This window comes from Mesorhizobium comanense, assembly GCF_005503535.1.
In the GTDB taxonomy this organism is placed as follows: domain Bacteria; phylum Pseudomonadota; class Alphaproteobacteria; order Rhizobiales; family Rhizobiaceae; genus Mesorhizobium; species Mesorhizobium comanense.
Genome location: NZ_SCNN01000001.1, coordinates 570,462 through 591,675, shown reverse-complemented (window position 1 = coordinate 591,675; position 21,214 = coordinate 570,462). Strand labels below are relative to the sequence as shown.

Here is a 21,214-nt window from a genome sequence, read left to right as displayed (position 1 = left end):
TCAGTCCCCATCCAGCGAGGAGAACCCGGCGGTCAGGCCGAATTCTTGGGTCAGCCTGGTGCCGATCAGGGTGGACAGGCTGGAGGTGATCAGCCTGAAATGCTCCAGTTTCTGGCGCAGCGCCGGATCGGCAAGCGCCTTGTCGATCGGACCCTGGACGGATTTGGCGGTCGAGACCCCGTTCGTGAGCTGGATGTGGATCGACTCTGCCATCCAGCGCGCCTCTTCGGGCAGGGCATCACCAAGTTTCGAGACCTGAAACAAGGCGTCGATGCCGGCAAGATTTCCGGCCAGCGCATTGGTGGTGTTTTGCGAGCGCCAGTAGATCGTCAACTTCGGCTTGTCGCCGTCCGGCTTTGTGCCAAGAAAGCCTTTGAGGCGGACATCACGGACCATCTCCAACTCGTTGATCAGGACACCGACCAGTTCGGTCACGGCCTCGTTGCCGTCGCGATAGAGGGGGTTCTGCGGCCCGGGGTTTGCCCAGAGCGCGGCAAAGCCGTCCGGCTTGTTCCAGGCATCGGCAACCTCGCTGGCGATGGTTTCGATGTTGCCCGCAACCGCCGCACCATAGGCGCAGCGGTAGGGATCGTCCTTGGCAGCCAGCGCCTCGGCGCCATCGCCGTAAAGGACGAATTCCAGCGCGCCCAGCCCCTGCATGGCAATGCTCTTGCCCGCCAGTTGCGCCGGATCGGTGGCAGAAGGGTCCTTGGCGGACAACACGGCCTGCACCTGCTTCAAGCCGAGGCCCTTGCGATCCGGCCAGTACAGCATCCGTTCCAGCCTGTTGTTTTCCTTGATCGGCCCGAAGCCGATGATCTCGGCTGACGACCAGGCGTAGACAGCAGCGGAGAATTCAACCCGCGCCGCCTCGAGCGCTGCTTGCGAAGGCGCCTCGCAGAGCTTGTGCAGCGCTTTTGCCAGGGCCTGCGCATGTTCGTGCAGGCCCGCATAGGCCGGCCGGACGAAGCCCTCGACCGCACGCTGGATGATATCGGAGGCCTTCACCGATGCCGAGGCGGGCAAGACGCCGAGCAGCACCAGCGGAAGGGCGAGAAACAGCGAGGAACGCTTCGGCATCATAGGGACTCCAGGAATTTGACCAGCGCATCGCGTTCGCCGGCGTCGGCGGCGGCAAAGCGGTCGCGCGCCTTTTGCGCCTCGCCGCCATGCCACAGGATCGCCTCGACCAGCGAGCGCGCGCGGCCGTCGTGCAGATAGAAGGAATTGCCGTTCACGGCTTCGGTCAGCCCGATGCCCCACAGCGGCGGGGTGCGCCACTCCACGCCGGTAGCGTCACCCACGGACTGGCCGTCGGCCAGACCAGGCCCCATGTCGTGCAGCAGGAAATCGGAATAGGGCCAGATCAGTTGGAAGGCCTGCGCCTTGTCGGGTGCGTCGCGGCGGGTGACGAATTTCGGCGTGTGGCACGCAACGCAGCCGATTTCGTAAAAGACCTTCTTGCCGGCCAGAACATCAGGCTTGTCGAAATCGCGGCGGGCCGGAACGGCGAGGTTCTGGGAATAGAAGGTGACGAGATCCAACACCGGCGCGGGCGCCTCTGCCGGGCCGAGGCGCTCCTGTACGCCGTTGGGCATGGCAAGACAGTCTGTCTGCGCGGCGGTGCAGTCGCCCCAATGCTTCGGCTCTTCCGGCGTCGAGATGCCGATGTCGCCGGCGAAGGCGTCCGCGGCCTGCTGCCGGATCGAGGCGGTCTGCGCCTTCCAGCCGAAACGGCCGAGCGTCAATTTCCCGCTCAAGCTGTCGCGCACGATGTTGGGTTTACCCGAAATGCCGTCGCCATCGCGGTCGTCCGGGTCGGCAAGGGCCAGGATATCGGCCGGCGCGACCTGCTCGATCAGGCCGAGGCCGATCATCGGCGGCGTCAGGCGCGGCGACAGTGTGGTGCGCGCATCGAGCGGTCCGTAGCCGAGATCGGCAACCGAATAGGCCGGCTTGCGCAGGAAGACCACAGTGCCATCCGTCAGCTCTACCTTACGCTCCTGATAGTCGATACGCATCCTGCCTTCGCCCTCGAGACCAGGCACGGCCAGTTCCTGCAATTGCGCGCCGTAGACCGGATCGGGGAAATTGAGCACCTGGCGGCTCGCCACAGCGGCTTTTTCCTCGGCGGTGGCGGCATCGCGCGCCAGCCGCAGGAACATCGAGGTGGTGCCGGCATCGCCTTGCGGCGGGCGGCCGCGGCCGTCCTTGAGATGGCAGTTCTGGCAGGCACGTTCGTTGAACAGCGGACCAAGCCCGTCCGAAGCCTGTGTCGACGACGGTGACGACACCCAGTTCTTGCGAAACAGCGCGTTGCCGAGCTTGAAGGTGCCTTCCTGTTCGAAGGTGAGGTTGGCCGAGGATTGCGAAAAGGAATCTCGGCTGACGGCTTTTTGCGACGTGCCGGCGCCGCCCTGCATCCGCTCGAAGGGCTCGGCTCTGGAGAAATCCGTGGCCGGTCTGGTGACGGCGGTGACGCGCGCCTGATCCTTCGCATTGAGGTCGGCACGGGTGGTGGCAAGGCCCGCTGGTTCAAGCTCGCCGGCCAGCGCGGAGGATGTGAGCGCCAGCACGAGAATGGCGCAACGCCGGCCCGCCGGTCTGGCCGGTCTTCCGGGCAGGAGCGGCGGGCCGGCGGCCCGCCACGGGCGGCGCAAGAGTTCTATGGCGCGCCGCATTCCCGCATGTCCTTACTCCGCCTCGTCCGCCGACGCGGCGTTGAGCAGGCCGTATTTTTCCTCGCCGATCGAGGCGAGCAGGTCGAGCTGCGTCTCGAGGAAGTCGATATGGCCTTCCTCATCGGCCAGCAATTCCTCGAACAGCTTCATCGTCACGTAGTCGCCGGCTTCGTTGCAGATTTCGCGCGAGCGCTTGTAGGCGGTACGCGCGTCATATTCGCCGGCGAGATCGGATTCGAGCACTTCCTTGACATTCTGGCCGATGCGCAGCGGCGCCACGGACTGAAGATTTGGATGGCCCTCGAGGAAGATGATGCGGGCGACGAGCTTGTCGGCATGCTGCATCTCCTCGATCGATTCCGCACGCTCCTTCTTGGCCAGCTTGGCGTATCCCCAATCCTCCAGGAGACGGTAATGCACCCAGTACTGGTTGACGGCGCCGAGCTCCAGGAAAAGAGCCTCGTTAAGCCGCTCGATGATCTGCTTTTCGCCTTTCATGGGTTCTGCTCCCGTATTGGACGCGCAGGCCTCTGACGCGATCCAGATGTGAAACGATATCCACGCCGCTCGCCTCCGAGCGGGCGTGGTAGTTTTCGGTGACCCGAATGATCGTTTCCACCACATTTGGGAAGCAGCCGCAACAGCGACCGCGCTTTTGCATCGAGTGATAGACCTTTGCCGGCACGATAAGTTGCCAGGGATCCTGGTCCAGCAGTCCGATGATCGTCTGCTCGATCTCCCTCTCGGTGATTATGTTGCAATGGCAGATCAGCATTTCATTGCTCTGGCTGACGGCGCCGGTCCGGCGCCGTTTGGCTGGTGGTTGGCCCGATGGTTATTTGAAGACCTTGTCGGGCGCATCAAGGCTGTCGGAGCCCTCGAAGGCGATGGCGTTGAGCTTCAGCGAACCGACAGCGCGTTCGATCGACTTGGTCTGGTCGACCAGCGCGTCGATCGCCGCCTGCACGGTGGCATTGCCCTCTGTGTTGCCCTCGGCGATCTGCTGGTCATAGGCTTCGCCCGCCTCAGCCCGCGCCTTGATCGCTTCCATCTTGGCGACGGTGACGTCGAGCTTGTCCGACAGTTCCTTGTCGATCGCCGGGTCCACCGCCTTCACCATGTCGTGCACCGAAGGTCCGGAAATCACGGTGCCGTCGGGGCGCGTGTAATCGGCGAGATAGGCGGCACGGATGCCAACGGCGTCATAGAGGTGCGAGTTGTAGGTGTTGTCGGAAAAGCAGTCCTGTTCCTCTTCCGGATCATGCAGCAGGAGGCCGAGCTTCATGCGCTCGCCCGCCAGTTCGCCGTAGGACAGCGAGCCCATGCCGGTGAAGATGACGGAGATGGCGGTGTTCGGCTCGCCATCGACGAGGTTCTTGCGCGCGGCGCCGTCTTCCTTCCAGTTGCCGACCATTTCCTGCAGGTCCGAAACCAGAAGGGTGGTGGCCGACTTCAGATATTCGGCGCGGCGGTCGCAATTGCCGCCGGTGCAATTCTTGAGATCATAATCGGTATAGGGACGCTCGCCTGCGCCCGGGCCGGTACCGTGCAGGTCCTGGCCCCAGAGCAGGAATTCGATGGCATGATAGCCGGTGGCGACATTGGCCTCGATGCCGCCGGCCTCCTGCAGCGTGCCGGACAGGAATTCCGGCGACAGCTTGGAGGCATCGACCTTCTTGCCGTTGATCTCGATCTCCTTGTTGGCGATCACATTGGCCGTATAGAGCGAATTCGTGTCCGATTCAGTGCCGTAGCTCTTGGCGACGTAGTCGATCAGGCCTTCGTCCAGCGGCCAGGAATTCACCTTGCCTTCCCAGTCGTCGACGATCTTGTTGCCAAAGCGGTAGACCTCGGTCTGCTGGTAGGGTACGCGCGCCGCCTTCCAGGCGTCACGGGCAGCATTCAGCATCTCGGCCGACGGGTTCGCCAGCAGCGCGTCGACCGCCTTGTCCAGCGCCTGCGCCGTGGTCAGCGAATCCTCATATTTGGCCAGCCCGATATCGGCATAGGTCTTGATGACCGCCTTGGCATCGGTTTCAGCCTTGGCGGGGAGCACAAACACCGCCGCCGTCAGCAGGGCCGTGGCGCCGATCGCGGCGAGCCGGCCGCCATATCGTGCTGTCATTATCGCTCTCCAGTTTCTCGGGAATTCTAAATACGGCGCGCGCGGCGGCAGGCGCCAGGCGTCGATGCCATAAGGCGCTAGACTTGCCGCGCCATCGCGCGGTTCGCGGAAGAAAGACACCAAAATGCCTCCAATCGAACGGGTTCAAGGCCCAGACATCAAAGGGATGCGCCAACGCGCAGGCTCCCATAAAGCTTCGGCGCGGTTGGAAGTCAATGAAAATCGACCGGAAAAGCCAATTGAAACAATAGTTTAGAATTATTCTAAACTAGGATGGTCAACTTTAAGCGATCCAGCCATAACGGATTGCCTCCGCGTTGGCCGATTGACAGGCGCCATTCCGGGTGCGACCCGCAAAGCTCGCTTGCGGCGGCGACAGACAATCGCCACTTGGTGGAACGCCCTAGAGTCGGATGATTTCAGGTCTGTTCGACCTGAAATCTGAATCCGCCTCTAAATCAAAGAGATGGAGCATGATGTCGTCGGAAAGCCGCTTCACACTTTTCGGCATCATGCTCCAGGATGGAATCGGGATGGAAACGCAATGAAGAACGGTGTGGTCATTATCGGCGCGGGTCACGCGGGCGTGCAGGCGGCGGCAAGCCTGCGCGAGGACGGCTTCGAGGGGCCGGTGATCCTCGTTGGCGACGAAGCCGAACTCCCCTACCACAAGCCGCCGCTGTCGAAGACGTTCATCAAGGATGCCGAGGCCAAGCCGCAACCGCTGCGCGGTGAAGCCTTTTACAGCGGCAGCGCGATCGACTACCGGCCGGGCATCCGCATCGACCGCATCGATACCGCAGGCCGCCGCCTGGAGATATCGGGAGGCGGCACGCTTGCCTTCGACCACCTGATCCTGGCGACCGGCTCGCGCCCCCGCGCCCTGCCGCTGCCGGGCGCCGCTCTCTCCGGCGTGTTGTCGCTGCGCTCGCTGGCCGACGCACGGCGGATCCGTGAACTCAGCGCGCACAGCGAAGATGTCGTCATCCTTGGTGGCGGCTTCATCGGGCTGGAGGTAGCCGCGACGCTGCGTGCGGCCGGCCGCACAGTCACGGTCGTCGAGGCGGTCGACAGGCTGCTCGGCCGCGCCGTCGCGCCGGTGGTTGCGAGCCATGTCCGTCAAAGGCTCGAAGCGACCGGCGTGCGCATCCTGACCGGCACCTCGATCGCAAGGCTCGAAGGCGAAGGCGGCCATGTCGTCGCTGCAATCACCTCATCGGGCGAGCGGTTGCCGGCGCGCATGGTCATCGTCGGCATCGGCGCCGTGCCGAATGTCGAACTGGCGCAAACAGCCGGCCTCGATATCGCCAACGGGATCCGTGTCGATCACCAGATGCGCAGTTCGGTGCCCGACATTCTCGCCATCGGCGACGCCGCCTCCTACCGGCACTGGTTCACCGGCGCCGACGTGCGACTGGAATCGGTGCAGAACGCCACCGACCAGGCACGCCTCGCCGCCCGCACGATTACCGGTCACGCGGACGCCTATTCGGCGGTGCCGTGGTTCTGGTCCGACATCGGCGACATGAAGCTGCAGATGGTCGGGCTGACATCAGGCGGCGACAGCCATGTCGTGGTCGGCGACCTGCCGGACAACAAGTTCTCGATCTACCATTATGCCGGCGACCGGCTGCTCGGCATCGAATCGGTCAACCGCCCTGGAGATCACATGCTTGGCCGCAAGATGCTCGGCGCCGGCTTCTCACCGACACCGCAGACGGTGGCGGCGGGACCGGATGGGCTGAAAGCCGCGCTAGCGGCTTTTCAGACCATGGAGCCAGCCAAAGCCAGAGCGTAGGCTTGCCAATTTTTGCCATAAGCCATAAAATGCCTGAATGAGCACCATGAATATCTCACTGCCCGAAAGCTTGAAGCATTTTGTCGATCAGCAAGTGGCGGATCGCGGCTATGGCACGAGCAGTGAATATGTGCGTGAACTGATCCGCCGCGATCAGGATCGTCAACTTCTGCGCGGATTGCTTCTTGAGGGCGCATCATCAGCGCCGGGTACTCCCGTTGATGATGATTATTTCGCCGCACTGCGAAAACGAGCGCAGGGCCAATAATTCAAGTGGCCACAAAGGCGATTATTCCTCGAAGTCTTGCTCTACGGGATATTGAGGACGCTGTTGACTACTATGTGCGCGAAGTTGGTTCGCATGTGGCATTGGGCTACGTTGAGGAACTTCAAAACGCCTACAAGTTAATAGCAAGCCATCCGGGATTTGGCTCTCTTCGATTTGCCTACGAAATTGGATTGCCGAGTCTGCGCAGCGTGCAACTCGAGCGCTATCCATATCTGGTCTTCTATCTGGAGCAGCTCGACCATATCGATGTGTGGCGGGTGCTGCACGCCAAGCGGGACATTCCCGCCTGGCTACAGAATCCAAATTCCTGACGGCACCCGTTTGAGGCCAGGTCGTCAGGAAAATTGGGCGACGTCCAATCAGGCAGCGCAGACTTCGCGGATCGAGCTTTCCAGAATGTCGAGCGCCTCGTTCATGACCCCGTCCTGGATGGTGATCGGCGCCAGGAAGCGGATGACGTTGCCGTAGACGCCGCAGGTCAGCAGGATCAGGCCCTTGTCGAGCGCCTTCAAGCGGATGGCATTGGCGATCTCGGCCGACGGCAGGCCCTTCTTGACGTCGTTGAACTCGACGGCGTTCATGAAGCCGAGGCCGCGGATGTCGACGATCTCGGGCACGTCATCGCGAATCGACTCCAGGCGCTGCTTCAGCCGCGCGCCGAGCGTGTTGGCGCGGTCGCACAGCTTTTCGTCTTCGATCACGTCGAGAACGGCATGCGCGGCGGCGACGCCGATCGGGCTGCCGCCATAGGTGCCGCCGAGCCCGCCGGGACCAGGCGCATCCATGATCTCGGCGCGGCCGGTGACAGCCGACAGCGGGAAGCCGCCGGCCAGGCTCTTGGCCATGGTGGTGATGTCGGCGGCCACCTCATGGTGGTCCATGGCGAACATCTTGCCCGTGCGGGCAAAGCCGGTCTGCACCTCGTCGGCGATGAGCAGCATGCCGTGCTGGTCGCAGAGCTTGCGCAGCGCGGTGAGAAGTTCACGCGGCGCGTCGTAGAAGCCACCCTCGCCCTGGACCGGCTCGATGATGATGGCGGCGACGCGGGCCGGATCGACATCGGCCTTGAACAGCTTGTCGAGCGCGGCAAGCGAATCGGCGACAGAGACACCGTGCAGGGAAACCGGGAACGGCACGTGGTAGACGTCGCCCGGCATGGCGCCGAAGCCGACCTTGTAGGGGACGACCTTGCCGGTCAGCGCCATGCCCATGAAGGTGCGGCCGTGGAAACCGCCGCCGAATGCGATCACGGCCTGGCGGCCAGTGGCGTTGCGGGCGATCTTGATGGCGTTCTCGACGGCTTCGGCGCCGGTGGTGACGAAGATGGTCTTCTTCTCGAACTTGCCCGGCAGCATGGCGTTGAGCCGTTCTGCCAGCCGCACATAGCTTTCATAAGGCACGACCTGGTGGCAGGTGTGTGTGAAGCGGTCGAGCTGCGCCTTGACCGCCTCGATCACCTTGGGGTGGCGGTGGCCGGTGTTGACGACGGCGATGCCCGAGGAGAAGTCGATGTAGCGGCGGCCTTCGACATCCCAGATTTCCGAATTTTCAGCCCGGTCGGCATAAATCTGCGTGGTCATGCCGACGCCGCGTGAGATCGACTGGTTCTTGCGTTCGGAAATGGCTGAATTCTTCATGGTAATCCCTCTTCGGGCCGGCGCCCGTTCTGGTTTGACGGTATTGAGTGCCCTTCTGGCCTTATTTCAGATTTTCCTCAAGCCGGCACCATCGCCGGGTCGATTGGGCCTGACGGCGATCCCGCCTTAACCAGTCGGGCGGTACGCGTACGAGAACGGTTTCCTTTTTCCCGGGATCGATTATCCTCAGGATATTCGCGAGGCATCGCGACCAGCGAGAAGCCCGCGGCTGGGGGAGTCCATGAGCAGGTACGCGACATCGTCCGTCTCGCCGCCATCCGTCAGAACCTCCCGCCTTTTGCCCTTTCCGATCGCAATGTGCGCCTGTGTGGCGCTGTTGCTGCTGGCCGGTTGCCAGAAGCAGGAAGCCGTGGCCAAGAAACTGCCGATCATGGTGCGCACCGAAACGGTGGCGGTGGCCGACTATGCCCCGCGAACCTCGCTGACCGGGGTGATCGCGGCGCGCACGCTGAACAATCTCTCGTTCCGGGTCGGCGGCCGCGTCGCCGAGCGGCTCGTCGATATCGGCCAGCATGTCGACAAGGGCGCTGTGCTTGCCAGGATCGACCCGCAGGAACAGGAATCCGATCTGCGCTCGGCACAGGCCGATCTCGATGCCGCGCAGGCGCAACTGACCCAGGCCGCGGCCACTTTCGAGCGGCAGAAGACGCTGCTCGCGCAAGGCTTTACCACAAGGCGCGACTATGATTCGGCCGACCAGGCGCTGAAAGTGGCGCAAGGCAGCGTCGATGCCGCGCAGAGCGCGCTCGCCAACGCACAGCAGAACCTGTCCTTCACGGAGCTTACGGCAGGTGCCCCGGGCGTCATCACTGCCCGCCAGGTCGAAGCTGGACAGGTGGTGCAGGCCGCGCAGACCGTCTTCACCGTCGCCGAGGACGGCGACCGCGACGCGGTGTTCAACGTGCAGGAAACGCTTGTCGCCAAGACGCCGGCGTCGCCGGCGGTGACGATCACGCTGTTGTCGGATCCGCAGGTCAGGGCGACGGGCAAGGTGCGCGAAATCTCGCCGGCGGTCGACCAGGCCTCCGGTTCGATACGGGTCAAGGTCGGCATTCCCGACACGCCCGCCGGCATGCCGCTGGGGGCGGCCGTCATCGGCTCGGTCAGCGCCAAGCCGGCGAAGGCCATCCTGCTGCCCTGGCAGGCGCTGACATCCAGCGCCGGCAAGCCGGCGGTCTGGGTCGTCGATCCCTCGACAAAGGCGGTGACGACGGCGCCGGTCGAGGTGCTGGCTTTCGATTCCGGCACCGTCGTCATCGCCAAGGGGCTGAACGAGGGGCAGAGCGTGGTCACCGCGGGCGGGCAATTGCTCAGCCCCGGCCAGACGGTCGAGATATCGGGAGCGGCGCAATGAACCGGCTGCCCTCGATGCTGCTTGGCCTTGCCGCTCTTGGCGCGCTTGCCGCCTGTTCGAAGTCGGACGAAAAGCCGCCGGAGATCATCCGCCCGGTGCTTTCGGTCGTGGTCGAGCCGCGTACCACCCAGACCTTCGGCTTTGCCGGATCCGTCGAGCCACAGGTCAGCGCCGACCTTGCCTTCAGGCTGCTCGGCCGTGTCGTCTCGCGCGACGTCAAGGTCGGCGATCTCGTCAGCAAGGGCACGACGATCGCGGCACTCGATCCGACCGCGCTGGAGCTGGCCGTCCAGGCAGCCAAGGCGGAGCTCTCCAACGCGGAGGCCCAGTTCGCCAATGCCGCCGCCAGCGAGGAGCGGCAACGCCAGTTGCTTGCCTCGGCCAACACGCCGCAATCGACATTCGACGCCGCACAACAGGCACGCAAGGCAGCCGAAGCCAGCGTCGAGCGAGCAAAGGCTTCACTGGCCAAGTCGCAGGAGCAATTGGGCTATGCCAGGCTGTTTTCCGATTTCGACGGCGTCGTCACCGCTGTCGGCGCCGAGGTCGGGCAAACGGTCTCGGCTGGCCAGACGGTCGTCACCGTGGCGCGCTCGGACCTGCGCGAAGCGGTGGTCGACATTCCAGACCAGCTGACCGACGATCTCCCGGTCGGCACGCCGTTCGAGGTCATCCTGCAATCGCTACCAACGATCCAGACCGAGGCCAAGCTGCGCGAGATCGCGCCGCAAGCCGAAGGCTCGACCCGCACACGCCGCGTGAAGCTGACCCTGACCGATCCGCCGCAGGCCTTCAGGCTGGGCTCGACGGTGACAGCCACCCGCATGACCAAGGTCACGCCCACGATCGAACTGCCGATGTCCGCACTGCTCGAAAAGGACGGCTCGGCCAAGGTGTGGATCGTCGATCCGCAGACATCGAGCGTAAGCACGCGCGACATCACTGTCGCGGCGAAGAATGGCGGCACTTTCACGGTGGCGCAGGGGCTGGAGGCCGGCATGCGCGTCGTCACCGCGGGCGTCCACAGCCTGAGTGAGGGACAGAAGGTGAAAGTGCCCGAGGGAGGGGCCTCATGAAAGGCTTCAATCTCTCCGACTGGGCGCTCAACCACCGCTCCATGGTCTGGTATTTCATGCTGGTCTTCGTGGTGGCCGGCGTGTTCTCCTACCTCAATCTCGGCCGCGAAGAAGACCCGGCCTTCACCATCAAGACGATGATCATCCAGGCCAACTGGCCCGGCGCCTCGGTGAAGGAGACCGTGCAACAGGTTACCGACCGCATCGAGAAGAAGCTCGAGGAACTCGACAGCCTGGACTACACCAAATCGGTCACGACAGCCGGCCAGACCGTCATCTTCGTCAACCTGAAGGACACCACCAAGGCGCGCGACGTCGTGCCCAACTGGCTTCAGGTGCGCAATATGGTCAACGACATCAAGGCGCAGTTTCCGCAAGGCGTCCAGGGGCCGTTCTTCAACGACCGCTTCGGCGATGTCTACGGCAACATCTATGCCTTCACCTCAGACGGGCTGACGCCACGCCAATTGCGTGACTATGTCGAGGATGTCCGCACCAAGATCCTGACGGTGCCCAACGCCGGCAAGGTCGATCTGGTCGGCGCGCAGGACGAGGCGATCTATCTCGAATTCTCGACGCGCCAGATCGCGGCTCTCGGCCTCAACCAGCAGCAGATCGTCGCCAGCCTGCAGGCGCAGAATGCCATCACGCCTTCGGGCGTCATCCAGTCCGGACCCGAACGCATCAGCGTGCGGGTCGGCGGCCAGTTCACATCAGAGGAAAGCCTGCGCGCCATCAACCTGCGCGTCAACGACCGCTTCTTCAGGCTGAGCGACGTGGCGACGATCACGCGCGGCTATGCGGATCCGCCGACGGCGCTGTTCCGTTTCAACGGCCAGGACGCGATCGGGCTCGCCATCGGCATGAAGCCCAACGCCAACCTCCTGCAGTTCGGCGAAGCCCTGCACGACGAGATGAACAAGGTGCTTGCCGACCTGCCGGTCGGTGTCGGCGTGCATCTGGTCGCCGACCAGCCCGTCATCGTCGAAGAGGCCGTCTCGGGCTTCACGCGCGCGCTGTTCGAGGCCGTCGCCATCGTCCTGGCGGTGTCGTTCATCAGCCTCGGCATGCGCGCCGGTTTCGTGGTGGCGCTGTCGATCCCGCTTGTATTGGCCATCACCTTCACGGTCATGGAATATCTCGGCATCTCGCTGCAGCGCATTTCGCTTGGCGCACTGATCATCGCGCTCGGTCTTCTCGTCGACGATGCGATGATCGCGGTGGAGATGATGGTGGCGCGGCTGGAGGTCGGCGACAGCCTGCGCAAGGCGGCAACCTATGTCTACACATCGACCGCCTTCCCGATGCTGACCGGCACGCTGGTGACGGTGGCCGGCTTCATTCCGATCGGCCTCAACTCGAGCGCTGCCGGCGAATACACATTCACGCTGTTCGTCGTCATCGCCGTCTCGCTGCTGGTGTCGTGGATCGTGGCGGTGCTGTTCGCGCCGCTGCTCGGCGTCACCATCCTGCCGGCGACGATGAAGACCAAGCATCACGACCAGCCGGGACGCTTCACCGCGCTGTTCCGGCGCATACTGGTCCTGTCCGTGCGCCGCCATTGGCTGACGATCATCGTGACGGTGCTCCTCTTCGCCGCCTCGATCGCCGGCTTCGGCCTCGTCCAGCAGCAGTTCTTCCCGCCTTCCGACCGGCCGGAACTGATCGTCGACTGGAACCTGCCGCAGAATTCCTCGATTGCCGAAACGCGCGACCAGATGGAGCGCTTCGAGCAGCGCGCGCTGGTCGGCAATCCCGACATCGACCACTTCTCGTCCTACATAGGCCAGGGCGCGGTTCGCTTCGTGCTGGCCTATGACGTGCAGCCGGCCAATCCCTATTTCGGCCAGACCGTCATCGTCACCAAGAGCATAGAGGCGCGCAACCGGGTGAAGCCGGCGCTGGAGAAGCTGCTGCGCGAAGAATTCGTCGGCACCGACGCCTTCGTCAAGCCGCTCGAGCTCGGGCCGCCGGTCGGCCGCCCCGTGCAGTACCGCGTCGGCGGTCCCGACATTCAGACCGTGCGGGAACTGGCGCAGCAATTCGCCGGCATCATCTCGGCCAATCCGAAGCTTGCCGCGCCGACCTTCGACTGGAACGAGCCGCAGCGGGTGCTCAGGGTAGACGTGCTGCAGGACAAGGCGCGCCAGCTCGGCATCACGTCCTCCGACATCGCCAGCGCACTGAACAGCACGGTGGGCGGCGCGACGATCACGCAGGTGCGCGACGCGACCTATCTCATCAACGTCGTGGCGCGCTCGCGCGATGCCGAGCGCGGCTCGATCGAGACGCTGCAGAACATGCAGCTCCCGACCAGCACCGGCGAGGCGATCCCGCTCGCCGCGGTCGCCAATTTCCGCTACGACCTCGAACAGCCCACGGTGTGGCGGCGCGACCGCATCCCGACCATCACAGTACGCGCCGGGCTGGTCGGCGACGTGCTGCCTGCCACCGTCGTCAACGAGCTGAAACCGTCGGTCGAGGCCTTCATCGCCAAGTTGCCGCCGGGCTATTCCATCGAGACGGCCGGTTCGGTGGAGGAAAGCGGCAAGAGCCAGGGGCCGATCGCCGCCGTGGTGCCGCTGATGCTGTTCGTCATGGCGACCATCCTGATGGTGCAGTTGCAGAGCTTCCAGCGGCTGTTCCTGGTGGTGGCGGTTGCTCCGCTCGGCCTGATCGGCGTGGTGGCGGCCCTGGTGCCGAGCGGCGCGCCGCTCGGCTTCGTCGCCATCCTCGGCGTACTGGCGCTGATCGGCATCCTGATCCGCAATTCGGTGATCCTGATCGTGCAGATCGAGGATCTCGTGCGCGAGGGCAAGGACCGTTGGATAGCGGTCATCGAGGCCACCGAACACCGCATGCGGCCGATCGCGCTGACGGCGGCGGCCGCCAGTCTGGCGCTGATCCCGATCGCGCGAGAAGTGTTCTGGGGGCCGATGGCCTACGCCATGATGGGCGGCATCATCGCCGGCACGGCGATCACGCTGCTGTTCCTGCCTGCGCTTTATGTGACGTGGTTCAGGATCAAGGAACCGAAGGAAGGTGGCGAACTATCCGTCGCAGAGAAAGGCGAACTGGCGCAAAGTTCGACTTAGGTGCCTGCGGCATCACTCGTTGTCGTTGGAGGGTGCAGGGCGTGATTTGGCGCGTTGCCAAGGCGATGATTTTGAGTTGCGCCAAGCATGCCAGCCTTCCGGCAAGTCGGCCAAAGCTGAAATGCTTTCATCCCGCTTCACAACGTTTTGCAAGCTGACGACCATTATATCACCATCGTCCACAGGGCCTGCCCCGCTATTGTGAAATTGCCAGCTGCCGTCGTCATCGTCATGCGAGACATATGCGATCCAATCGCCTCGGGTAACTATGCCCCGATCCACAAACACCGCGACATTGGGTGGATCTGAAAACGCCCAGTTCTCCATGGGAATCCTCTGAAAATTGGTTGGTTCTGCGCACGAGAAAGAGAACGGTATTCAAGTGGTTCTCACAAACCCCTCGCTCGCCTTGAGCAGGTTGCGCGTATAATCCTTGGTCACGCGGCGCTCGACGAGGTCGTTCGCTGCCAGATTCTCCACCGCTTCGCCGCCTTGCATCACCATCAGCCGCCCGCACATGTGGGTGATGATGGCGAGGTCGTGGCTGACCATCAGGAAGGTGAGCTTGCGGCGGCGGCGCACCTCTTCCAGGAGGTTCAGCACTTCGGCCTGGACCGAGGCATCGAGCGCCGAGGTCGGTTCGTCGAGCAGCAGGATCGAGGGCTCGAGGATCAGTGCCCGCGCGATCGCCACGCGCTGGCGCTGGCCGCCCGACAGTTGATGCGCGTAGCGGAAGCGGAAGCCCTTGCCGAGGCCGACCTCGTCCAGCGCCCGCTCGATGCGTTTTTCGCTGTCGGCGAAACCGTGAATGGCAAGCGGCTCCTGCAGGAGGCGATCGACGGTCTGGCGCGGATGCAGCGAGCCGTAGGGGTCCTGGAAGACCATCTGCACTTCCCGGTAGAACGCCTTGTCGCGGCGCGGCCCGAGCGTCTTGCCATTGACGGCGATGCTGCCCGAGGCAACCGGTGCGAGGCCGACGATCGCCCTGAGCAGCGTCGACTTGCCGGAACCGCTCTCGCCGACCAGCCCGAAGGATTCGCCGGGCTCGACATCGAGGCTGACACCCTTCAACGCGCGAAAGCGGTCGAAGATCACTTCCAGCCTGTCGACTGATATCGCTGATGTCATGCCGCCCACTCCGGCTTGCGGTCCAGCACCGGCAGCGGATGCCGGTCGGCATCGATCCTGGGCATGCAATTGAGCAGGCCGCGCGTGTAGGGGTGCTGCGCCTGGCTGAGCTCGGAAGCCTTGAGCTGCTCGACCACCTTGCCGGCATACATGACGAGCACCCGGTCGCAGAAAGAAGAGACCAGGCGCAGATCGTGCGAGATGAAGATCAGCCCCATGCCGCGCTGGCTGACCAGCCGGTCGAGAATGCCCAGCACTTCGAGTTGCACCGTCACATCGAGCGCCGAGGTCGGCTCGTCTGCGATCATCATTTCCGGTCCGGCGATCAGCATCATGGCGATCATGGCGCGCTGGCCCATGCCGCCGGAGACTTCGTGCGGGTGCAGGTCGAAGACGCGTTTGGGGTCGCGGATCTGCACCGCTTCCAGCATGGCGAGCGCCCGCTCGCGGGCTTGCGCCTTCGAGACCTTCTCATGCGTGCGCAAAGTCTCGACGATCTGGCGCCCGATGCTCATCACCGGATCGAGCGAGTATTTGGGGTCCTGCAGGATCATGGCGATGCGGTTGCCGCGCAGTGCCCGGCGTTCGCGCGGCGAGGCGGCGAGCAGGTCGATGCCGTCGAAAGTCAACTTTGTCGCCGATATCCTCGCCTGTGGCGGCGTCAGGCCCATGATGGCGCGGCCGGTCTGCGACTTGCCCGAGCCGCTCTCGCCGACGATGCCCAGCCGCTCGCGGCCGAGCGAGAAGGAGACGCCGCGCACGGCCTCGACCAGCCCGATGCGGGTCGGGAAGGTGACGCGCAAATCCTGTACGTCAAGAAGCGTGCTCATCGGTCGCCGCTCATTGGTCGCCGCTCCGGGGATCGAGCGCGTCGCGCAGGCCGTCGCCAAGCAGGTTGAAACCCAGACTGACGATCAGGATCGCGGCGCCAGGCGCTCCGGCTACCCACCATTGATCAAGGATGAAGCGGCGGCCCGACGCGATCATGGCGCCCCATTCGGGCAGCGGCGGCTGCGCGCCGAGCCCGAGAAAGCCAAGGCCGGCGGCGGTGAGGATGATGCCGGCCATGTCGAGAGTTACCCGGATGATCAGCGAGGAGATGCAGAGCGGCATGATGTGGCGCAGCACGATGCGGAAGGGCGAAGCGCCCATCAATTGCACCGCCTTGATGTAGTCGGAGTTGCGCACGGTCAGCGTTTCGGCGCGGGCAATGCGGGCGTAAGGCGGCCAGGAGGTGATGGCGATGGCGATCACCGCATTCTCAATGCCGGGGCCAAGGGCGGCGACGAAGGCCAGCGCCAGCACCAGCTTGGGAAAAGCGAGGAAGATATCGGTGATCCGCATCAGGATGGCATCGGTCCAGCCTCCGGCGTAGCCGGCAACTGTGCCGACCAGTAGCCCGATGGGGGCGGCGATGATGGCGACGAGGATGACGACATAAAGCGTCCAGCGCGAGCCGTAGACGATGCGCGAATAGATATCGCGGCCAAGGTCGTCGGTGCCGAACCAGTGCGCGGCGCCAGGCGCCATGAGGCGCGCATTCTTGAGGTCGCCGATAGTCGGAGAATAGGGCGCCAGCACGTCGGCAAGAGCGGCAACCACCACCAGCGCGAGGATGATGAGCAAGCCGACGAAAGCCAGCCGGTTGGCCGTGAAGCGCCGCCAGGCGACATAGGCGCGGCCAAGCCTTGCCTGGACGCGCGAGGCCGGCCGCTCGCTGAGCAGCCAGTCGCGACGGCTCTGGACGGCGCCGGCGCTCATGTCGATTTCGTCCTCGGGTCGAGCAACCGGTACAAAAGATCGGACAAGAGGTTGATGCCGATGAACACCGACCCGATGGCGATGGTGCCGCCCAGCACCGCGTTCATGTCGGCATTCTGCAGTGAATTGGTGATGTAGAGCCCGATGCCCGGCCAGGAGAAGACGGTCTCGGTCAGCACCGAGCCTTCGAGCAGATTGGCATAGGAAAGGGCGATCACGGTGACCATCGGCACCGCGGCATTGCGCAGCGCGTGACCCCAGATGATGCGCCGCTCCGACAGGCCCTTGGCGCGCGCGGCAACGATGTACTCCTGCGACAGCTCGTTGAGCATGAAGGAGCGCGTCATGCGGCTGATATAGGCGAGCGAAAGATAGCCGAGCAGCGACGCCGGCAGCACGATGTGGCGCCAGGCGTCCCAGAAGACATCCCACTGGCCCTGCATGGCGGCGTCGAGCAGGTAGAAGCCGGTGATCGGCGTGAAGGTGTATTCATAGACGACGTCGAGCCGCGCCGGGAAGGCGACCCATTGCAGCTTGGCGTAGAACAGGACCAGGCCCAGCAGGCCGAGCCAGAAGATCGGCACGGAATAGCCGATCAGGCCGACGATGCGCGCGATCTGGTCGATGAGACTGCCGCGTTTGACCGCGGCGAGCACGCCCAGCGGCACACCGATGACCGCCCCCATGATGGTACCCAGCGTCGCCAGTTCGATGGTCGCTGGAAAGACGCGGCGAATGTCGGTCATGACAGGATTGGTGGTCAGCACCGAGGTGCCGAAATCACCGCTCAGGGCGTTTTTGACATAGATGTAGAACTGCTCGATCCATGGCAGGTCGAGCCCCATTTCGCGGCGTGTGCGTTCCACGACCGCGGTGGGAGCCCGGTCGCCAAGCACCGCCAGCACCGGGTCGATCGGAATGACCCGTCCGATGAAGAAGGTGACCGCGAGCAGACCAAGATAGGTCGTGACCGCGATCACCAGGAAGCGGCCGATCGCGGAAAGGATGGCAACGGCACGGGCGCTGCCGCGCCCTGCCGCCACCTGATTGTCAGCTACGCTCACGCGCGGCGTCCGCCGATGCTATTCCTTCGAGACCGGCCCGACGAAATTGGTGTCGAAGCTCGGACCGAGGGCGAAGCCCTTGAGGTTCTTGCGCAGGCCGGCGACTTCCAGCTGCTGATGGATGAGGACGAAGGGGCTGGTGTCGAGGATCTTCTTCTCGAGATCCTTGTACATGTCGGCGCGCTTGCCCGAATCCTTTTCCAGCAGCGCCGCTTCCGTTTCCTTGGTCAGGTCCGGAATGTCCCAGGCATTGCGCCAGGCGAGCGTCTTGGATTTGCCCGCATCCGAATTGTCGGGGTTCGAGGCGAAGGTCTGGGCATTGGAGTTCGGATCGAAATAGTCCTGGCCCCACTGGCCGATATAGATGTCGTGGTTGCGGGCGCGGTATTTGGTCAGTGTCTGCTTGCCGTCGCCGGGGATGATCTCCAGCTTGATGCCGGCCTGTCCGAGCGTCTGCTGGATCGATTCCGCCATGCCGGTGGTCGGCTGGCCGGTGCGCACATCCATGGTGACGCTGAAGCCGTCGGGCAGGCCGGCCTTGGCCAGCAATTCCTTGGCCTTGGCGACGTCGAGCTTGAACGGATTCTCGTCCAGTTCGCCCAGCACGCCCTTGGGCAGGAAGGTCTGGTGGATCTCGCCGATGCCCTTGAGGATGGTGGTGCTCAAGGCATCATAGTCGACCAGGTATTTGAAGGCCTGACGGACCTCGGGCTTGGCGAGGTTCGGGTTCTTCTGGTTGAGGCTGATGTAATAGACCGTGCCCTTCGGCGCGCTGGTGGTCGTGAGGTCGGCGTTCTTGGCGATGGCGTCGAGGTCGTTCGGCTCGAGGTTGCGGGCAACGTCGATGTCGCCGGCTTCGAGCGCCAGGCGTTGGGCAGAGCTTTCCTTCATGTTGCGGTAGATGACGCGGGCGAGCTTGGCCTTCTCGCCGTAATAATTGTCGTTGCGTTCCATGACCACCGCCTCGTTGGCGCGCCATTCCCGCAGCTTGTAGGCACCCGAGCCGGCATAGCCGGTCTTGAGCCAGGCATTGCCGAAATCATTGTCCCATTTGTAGTCGGCGGTGGGCTCTGCCTTGACGACGTGTTCCTTGACCAGCTTGGAATCGACCACCGAGGCGACCGTGGCGGAGAGGCAGTTCAGCACGAAGCTTGGCGCATAGGCCTTGTCCACGGTGAACTGGAAGGTGGTGTCGTCAACCGCCTTGGCCTTTTCGGCGACATTGTCGCCGCTGATGCCGAACTGTTCGATGATGAAGGCCGGCGACTTGTCCAATTTGACGACCCGCTCGAAGGAATAGGCGACATCCGCCGCGGTGATCGGATTGCCCGAGGCGAATTTGAGGCCGGGCTTGAGCTTGAAGGTGTAGGTCAGGCCATCGTCGGAAACCTTCCAGCTTTCGGCGAGGTCGGCCTTGACCTTGGAGGTGTCGCTGAGATCGAGCCGGACCAGCAGATCATAGGTGTTGCCGGTGACCTCGGCTGTCGACAACTCGAACGCCTCGCCCGGATCCATGGAGATGATGTCGTCGATCGCAAAACCTTCGACCAGCGTGTCGGCGGGCGTGACCGCGCCTGCCGGCGCGCCGGCCAGAAGCAAGGCGGACATGGCTGCACCCGCAAGCAACATGCGGGATCGTAGAGCAAGCTTTTCCATCATCATGGTGATCGTTCCCTGTTTTGTTGACCTGAGTTCCCGGCTCAGGATTGCAGTATTCTTTTCAAGGCCGGCAAGGGCCCATTGACCACGTAGCGTCGTGGTTTTTGTCCAATTGGTCAACAGCATATCCGGCGGCCCCGCAGCCGGCAACGAGCATTTCGGCGATGGCTTATGTGAGCAGGCGGGCCGGTTGCCAGTCGACGCACGGGCATGCCGATCAAGGCCGCCGATCGGGAAAATCCTGGCTGGGTGCAGCGCTATTTCAGCGTGGCGACGAGGCCGGCATCGGGAAAGCAGGTCGCGGCCTGACCGTTCTTCTCCTGCCATTTGCCGATCGAGCGGCGTGTCTTGAAGCCGGGCAGTCCGTCGGCGCTGCCGACATCATAGCCCTTGGCTTCCAGCGTCCGCTGCAAGGCGGCGATATCGGAGCGGTGGAGATCGCCGACCGGACCCCATTTGCCGGAAAAATTCGCATCGCCATGGGCGATGCGGTCGGCGCCATGACCGATGAACAGCGCGTAGAGGTCGCTGGTGTTGTATTCTTTCAGCACGTAGAAATTGGGCGTGGCGATGAAGGCTGGACCGCTGCGTCCGGCCGGCATCAGCAGGAAGCCTTCCGCCTTCAATTCGCTCGCCGGAAACGCTTTGCCGCCGACGCGCTTTATTCCCATTGCCGCCCATTGCGAGATCGTCTTGCCCTGGTCCGGTCCCTCTAGAGAACAGGACACGCTCTGCGGCACGGTCACCTCGAAGCCCCAGCCACGCCCCCTCACCCAGCCATAGTGGACGAGATAGTTGGCGATCGAGGCGAGCACGTCGGGGGTAGAGTTCCAGATGTCGGGCCGGCCGCCACCGTCGAAGGCGACCGCGTGCTTAAGGAACGACGTCGGCATGAATTGCGGCTGGCCGAGCGCGCCGGCCCAGGAGGATTTCATGGCGCCGACCGGAGCCAGGCCGCGCTGGACGATTTCCAGCGCCGCCAGCAGTTCGGTGCGGAAGAAGTCCTTTTTGGTCGACATGAAGGCCTTGGTGCCCAGCACCTCGAAGGCATCGTAAGGCATTTTCGCCGCGCCAAAGCCGGTCTCGCGGCCCCAGATCGCCAGAACAATCTCGCCCGGCACGCCGTAACGCTTTTCAATCGCGGCAAGTGTCCTGGCGTTGGCCGCTTCGCGTGTGCGACCGCCGGCTGTTACGGCCCCGATGGTCTTCTCGGCGAAATAGGCGCCGGGCGAGCCGAACTCGGCCTGGTGCTGCTTCTGCGGCGTCTTCGGCTTCTCGCCGGGCATGACCAGGTCCGGCAGCTTCAGATTGGGCTTGATGCCTTTGAAGGCCGCGTCGAAGGTCGTTTTGGATATGCCCTTCGCCTTGGCCTCGGGCCAGAGATCGGTCTGCAGCCAGGCCTGGAACTGATCGTCGACCTTGGCGGCGCGGGAAGGAGCGGCGAATGCCAAAATCGCCAAGGCGGCAAGAAAAATTGCTGCCGCCATTTGTTGAAGTTTGCGTTCCTTCACACGGAGTGCAATCGC

At 63.7% G+C, this 21,214-nt stretch carries 19 protein-coding genes; 6 read left to right on the top strand and 13 right to left on the bottom strand.

The window, feature by feature from the left end:
* Genes FFS37_RS02790 through FFS37_RS02770 form a run of 5 tightly spaced genes read right to left on the bottom strand, consistent with a single transcriptional unit; the run spans position 1 to position 4,806 of the window.
* On the bottom strand, positions 1-1,080 hold the full coding sequence (locus FFS37_RS02790; protein ID WP_137929398.1) for an imelysin family protein: 1,080 nt from the start codon (positions 1,078-1,080) through the stop codon (positions 1-3).
* Positions 1,080-2,681 (bottom strand): di-heme oxidoreductase family protein, encoded by a 1,602-nt coding sequence (locus FFS37_RS02785; protein ID WP_137929397.1) that lies wholly within the window; start codon positions 2,679-2,681, stop codon positions 1,080-1,082. Before FFS37_RS02785 ends, FFS37_RS02790 begins: the two co-directional genes overlap by 1 nt.
* Before the next feature lie 12 nt (positions 2,682-2,693).
* Positions 2,694-3,179, bottom strand: a complete 486-nt coding sequence (bfr, locus tag FFS37_RS02780) for a bacterioferritin (RefSeq protein WP_137929396.1) — start codon at positions 3,177-3,179, stop codon at positions 2,694-2,696.
* Positions 3,145-3,456: a (2Fe-2S)-binding protein gene (locus FFS37_RS02775; RefSeq protein WP_137929395.1), complete on the bottom strand. Its 312-nt coding sequence runs from the start codon at positions 3,454-3,456 to the stop codon at positions 3,145-3,147. Before FFS37_RS02775 ends, bfr begins: the two co-directional genes overlap by 35 nt.
* Before the next feature lie 60 nt (positions 3,457-3,516).
* Positions 3,517-4,806: an imelysin family protein gene (locus FFS37_RS02770; protein ID WP_137929394.1), complete on the bottom strand. Its 1,290-nt coding sequence runs from the start codon at positions 4,804-4,806 to the stop codon at positions 3,517-3,519.
* A 544-nt stretch (positions 4,807-5,350) separates the two neighbouring features.
* Between FFS37_RS02770 and FFS37_RS02765 the strand changes: the two genes are divergently transcribed.
* From FFS37_RS02765 to FFS37_RS02755, 3 genes are read left to right on the top strand one after another with little or no spacing between them, the layout of a single operon-like run.
* Positions 5,351-6,604 (top strand): NAD(P)/FAD-dependent oxidoreductase, encoded by a 1,254-nt coding sequence (locus FFS37_RS02765; protein WP_137929393.1) that lies wholly within the window; start codon positions 5,351-5,353, stop codon positions 6,602-6,604.
* Positions 6,605-6,641: 37 nt separating this feature from the next.
* The gene (locus tag FFS37_RS02760) at positions 6,642-6,872 is read left to right on the top strand and encodes a type II toxin-antitoxin system ParD family antitoxin (protein WP_137929392.1); all 231 of its coding nucleotides are present in this window, start codon (positions 6,642-6,644) and stop codon (positions 6,870-6,872) included.
* A 5-nt stretch (positions 6,873-6,877) separates the two neighbouring features.
* A complete protein-coding gene (locus FFS37_RS02755) occupies positions 6,878-7,204 on the top strand; it encodes a type II toxin-antitoxin system RelE/ParE family toxin (RefSeq protein WP_137929391.1) in 327 nt (108 codons plus the stop codon).
* A 48-nt stretch (positions 7,205-7,252) separates the two neighbouring features.
* Here the strand turns inward: FFS37_RS02755 and FFS37_RS02750 are convergent, their stop codons facing one another.
* Positions 7,253-8,530: a 4-aminobutyrate--2-oxoglutarate transaminase gene (locus FFS37_RS02750; RefSeq protein ID WP_137929390.1), complete on the bottom strand. Its 1,278-nt coding sequence runs from the start codon at positions 8,528-8,530 to the stop codon at positions 7,253-7,255.
* A 241-nt stretch (positions 8,531-8,771) separates the two neighbouring features.
* On the opposite strand from FFS37_RS02750, the gene FFS37_RS02745 reads away from it, so the two are divergent.
* The 3 genes from FFS37_RS02745 to FFS37_RS02735 are packed head-to-tail and all read left to right on the top strand — an operon-like array spanning position 8,772 to position 14,076.
* Positions 8,772-9,905: an efflux RND transporter periplasmic adaptor subunit gene (locus FFS37_RS02745; protein WP_137929389.1), complete on the top strand. Its 1,134-nt coding sequence runs from the start codon at positions 8,772-8,774 to the stop codon at positions 9,903-9,905.
* Positions 9,902-10,981: an efflux RND transporter periplasmic adaptor subunit gene (locus FFS37_RS02740; protein ID WP_137929388.1), complete on the top strand. Its 1,080-nt coding sequence runs from the start codon at positions 9,902-9,904 to the stop codon at positions 10,979-10,981. Before FFS37_RS02745 ends, FFS37_RS02740 begins: the two co-directional genes overlap by 4 nt.
* Complete coding sequence (locus FFS37_RS02735; RefSeq protein ID WP_137929387.1) at positions 10,978-14,076, top strand: efflux RND transporter permease subunit; 3,099 nt, start codon at positions 10,978-10,980, stop codon at positions 14,074-14,076. Before FFS37_RS02740 ends, FFS37_RS02735 begins: the two co-directional genes overlap by 4 nt.
* Positions 14,077-14,088: 12 nt before the next feature.
* Here FFS37_RS02735 and FFS37_RS02730 read toward each other — a convergent pair whose 3' ends face one another.
* The 7 genes from FFS37_RS02730 to FFS37_RS02700 form a co-directional block, all read right to left on the bottom strand.
* Entirely contained in the window at positions 14,089-14,403 is a 315-nt protein-coding gene (locus tag FFS37_RS02730; protein WP_210240428.1) for a hypothetical protein, read from the bottom strand.
* Between the two features lie 51 nt (positions 14,404-14,454).
* Positions 14,455-15,204, bottom strand: coding sequence for an ABC transporter ATP-binding protein (locus FFS37_RS02725; protein WP_137929385.1), 750 nt, complete (start codon positions 15,202-15,204; stop codon positions 14,455-14,457).
* Entirely contained in the window at positions 15,201-16,034 is an 834-nt protein-coding gene (locus tag FFS37_RS02720; RefSeq protein ID WP_137929384.1) for an ABC transporter ATP-binding protein, read from the bottom strand. The genes FFS37_RS02725 and FFS37_RS02720 overlap by 4 nt, the downstream gene beginning before the upstream one ends.
* A 10-nt stretch (positions 16,035-16,044) precedes the next feature.
* Positions 16,045-16,965 carry a nickel transporter permease gene (nikC, locus tag FFS37_RS02715; protein WP_137929383.1) on the bottom strand — a complete coding sequence of 307 codons (921 nt, stop codon included), beginning with the start codon at positions 16,963-16,965 and terminating at the stop codon, positions 16,045-16,047.
* On the bottom strand, positions 16,962-18,029 hold the full coding sequence (locus FFS37_RS02710) for an ABC transporter permease (protein ID WP_137929382.1): 1,068 nt from the start codon (positions 18,027-18,029) through the stop codon (positions 16,962-16,964). The genes nikC and FFS37_RS02710 overlap by 4 nt, the downstream gene beginning before the upstream one ends.
* A gap of 18 nt (positions 18,030-18,047) precedes the next feature.
* Complete coding sequence (locus FFS37_RS02705) at positions 18,048-19,691, bottom strand: ABC transporter substrate-binding protein (RefSeq protein ID WP_137929381.1); 1,644 nt, start codon at positions 19,689-19,691, stop codon at positions 18,048-18,050.
* Between the two features lie 254 nt (positions 19,692-19,945).
* Entirely contained in the window at positions 19,946-21,175 is a 1,230-nt protein-coding gene (locus FFS37_RS02700; RefSeq protein ID WP_137929380.1) for a lytic murein transglycosylase, read from the bottom strand.
* Positions 21,176-21,214 lie beyond the last annotated feature (39 nt).

Bases quoted from the DNA above. Each gene is read 5' to 3' on its own strand.
- FFS37_RS02765 (WP_137929393.1), top strand. From the start codon at position 5,351: ATGAAGAACGGTGTGGTCATTATCGGCGCGGGTCACGCGGGCGTGCAG.
- FFS37_RS02735 (WP_137929387.1), top strand. From the start codon at position 10,978: ATGAAAGGCTTCAATCTCTCCGACTGGGCGCTCAACCACCGCTCCATG.
- FFS37_RS02700 (WP_137929380.1), bottom strand. From the start codon at position 21,175: ATGGCGGCAGCAATTTTTCTTGCCGCCTTGGCGATTTTGGCATTCGCC.
- FFS37_RS02725 (WP_137929385.1), bottom strand. From the start codon at position 15,204: ATGACATCAGCGATATCAGTCGACAGGCTGGAAGTGATCTTCGACCGC.
- bfr (WP_137929396.1), bottom strand. From the start codon at position 3,179: ATGAAAGGCGAAAAGCAGATCATCGAGCGGCTTAACGAGGCTCTTTTC.
- FFS37_RS02745 (WP_137929389.1), top strand. From the start codon at position 8,772: ATGAGCAGGTACGCGACATCGTCCGTCTCGCCGCCATCCGTCAGAACC.
- FFS37_RS02775 (WP_137929395.1), bottom strand. From the start codon at position 3,456: ATGCTGATCTGCCATTGCAACATAATCACCGAGAGGGAGATCGAGCAG.
- nikC (WP_137929383.1), bottom strand. From the start codon at position 16,965: ATGAGCGCCGGCGCCGTCCAGAGCCGTCGCGACTGGCTGCTCAGCGAG.
- FFS37_RS02770 (WP_137929394.1), bottom strand. From the start codon at position 4,806: ATGACAGCACGATATGGCGGCCGGCTCGCCGCGATCGGCGCCACGGCC.
- FFS37_RS02730 (WP_210240428.1), bottom strand. From the start codon at position 14,403: ATGGAGAACTGGGCGTTTTCAGATCCACCCAATGTCGCGGTGTTTGTG.
- FFS37_RS02760 (WP_137929392.1), top strand. From the start codon at position 6,642: ATGAGCACCATGAATATCTCACTGCCCGAAAGCTTGAAGCATTTTGTC.
- FFS37_RS02750 (WP_137929390.1), bottom strand. From the start codon at position 8,530: ATGAAGAATTCAGCCATTTCCGAACGCAAGAACCAGTCGATCTCACGC.
- FFS37_RS02720 (WP_137929384.1), bottom strand. From the start codon at position 16,034: ATGAGCACGCTTCTTGACGTACAGGATTTGCGCGTCACCTTCCCGACC.
- FFS37_RS02785 (WP_137929397.1), bottom strand. From the start codon at position 2,681: ATGCGGCGCGCCATAGAACTCTTGCGCCGCCCGTGGCGGGCCGCCGGC.
- FFS37_RS02705 (WP_137929381.1), bottom strand. From the start codon at position 19,691: ATGATGATGGAAAAGCTTGCTCTACGATCCCGCATGTTGCTTGCGGGT.
- FFS37_RS02790 (WP_137929398.1), bottom strand. From the start codon at position 1,080: ATGCCGAAGCGTTCCTCGCTGTTTCTCGCCCTTCCGCTGGTGCTGCTC.
- FFS37_RS02740 (WP_137929388.1), top strand. From the start codon at position 9,902: ATGAACCGGCTGCCCTCGATGCTGCTTGGCCTTGCCGCTCTTGGCGCG.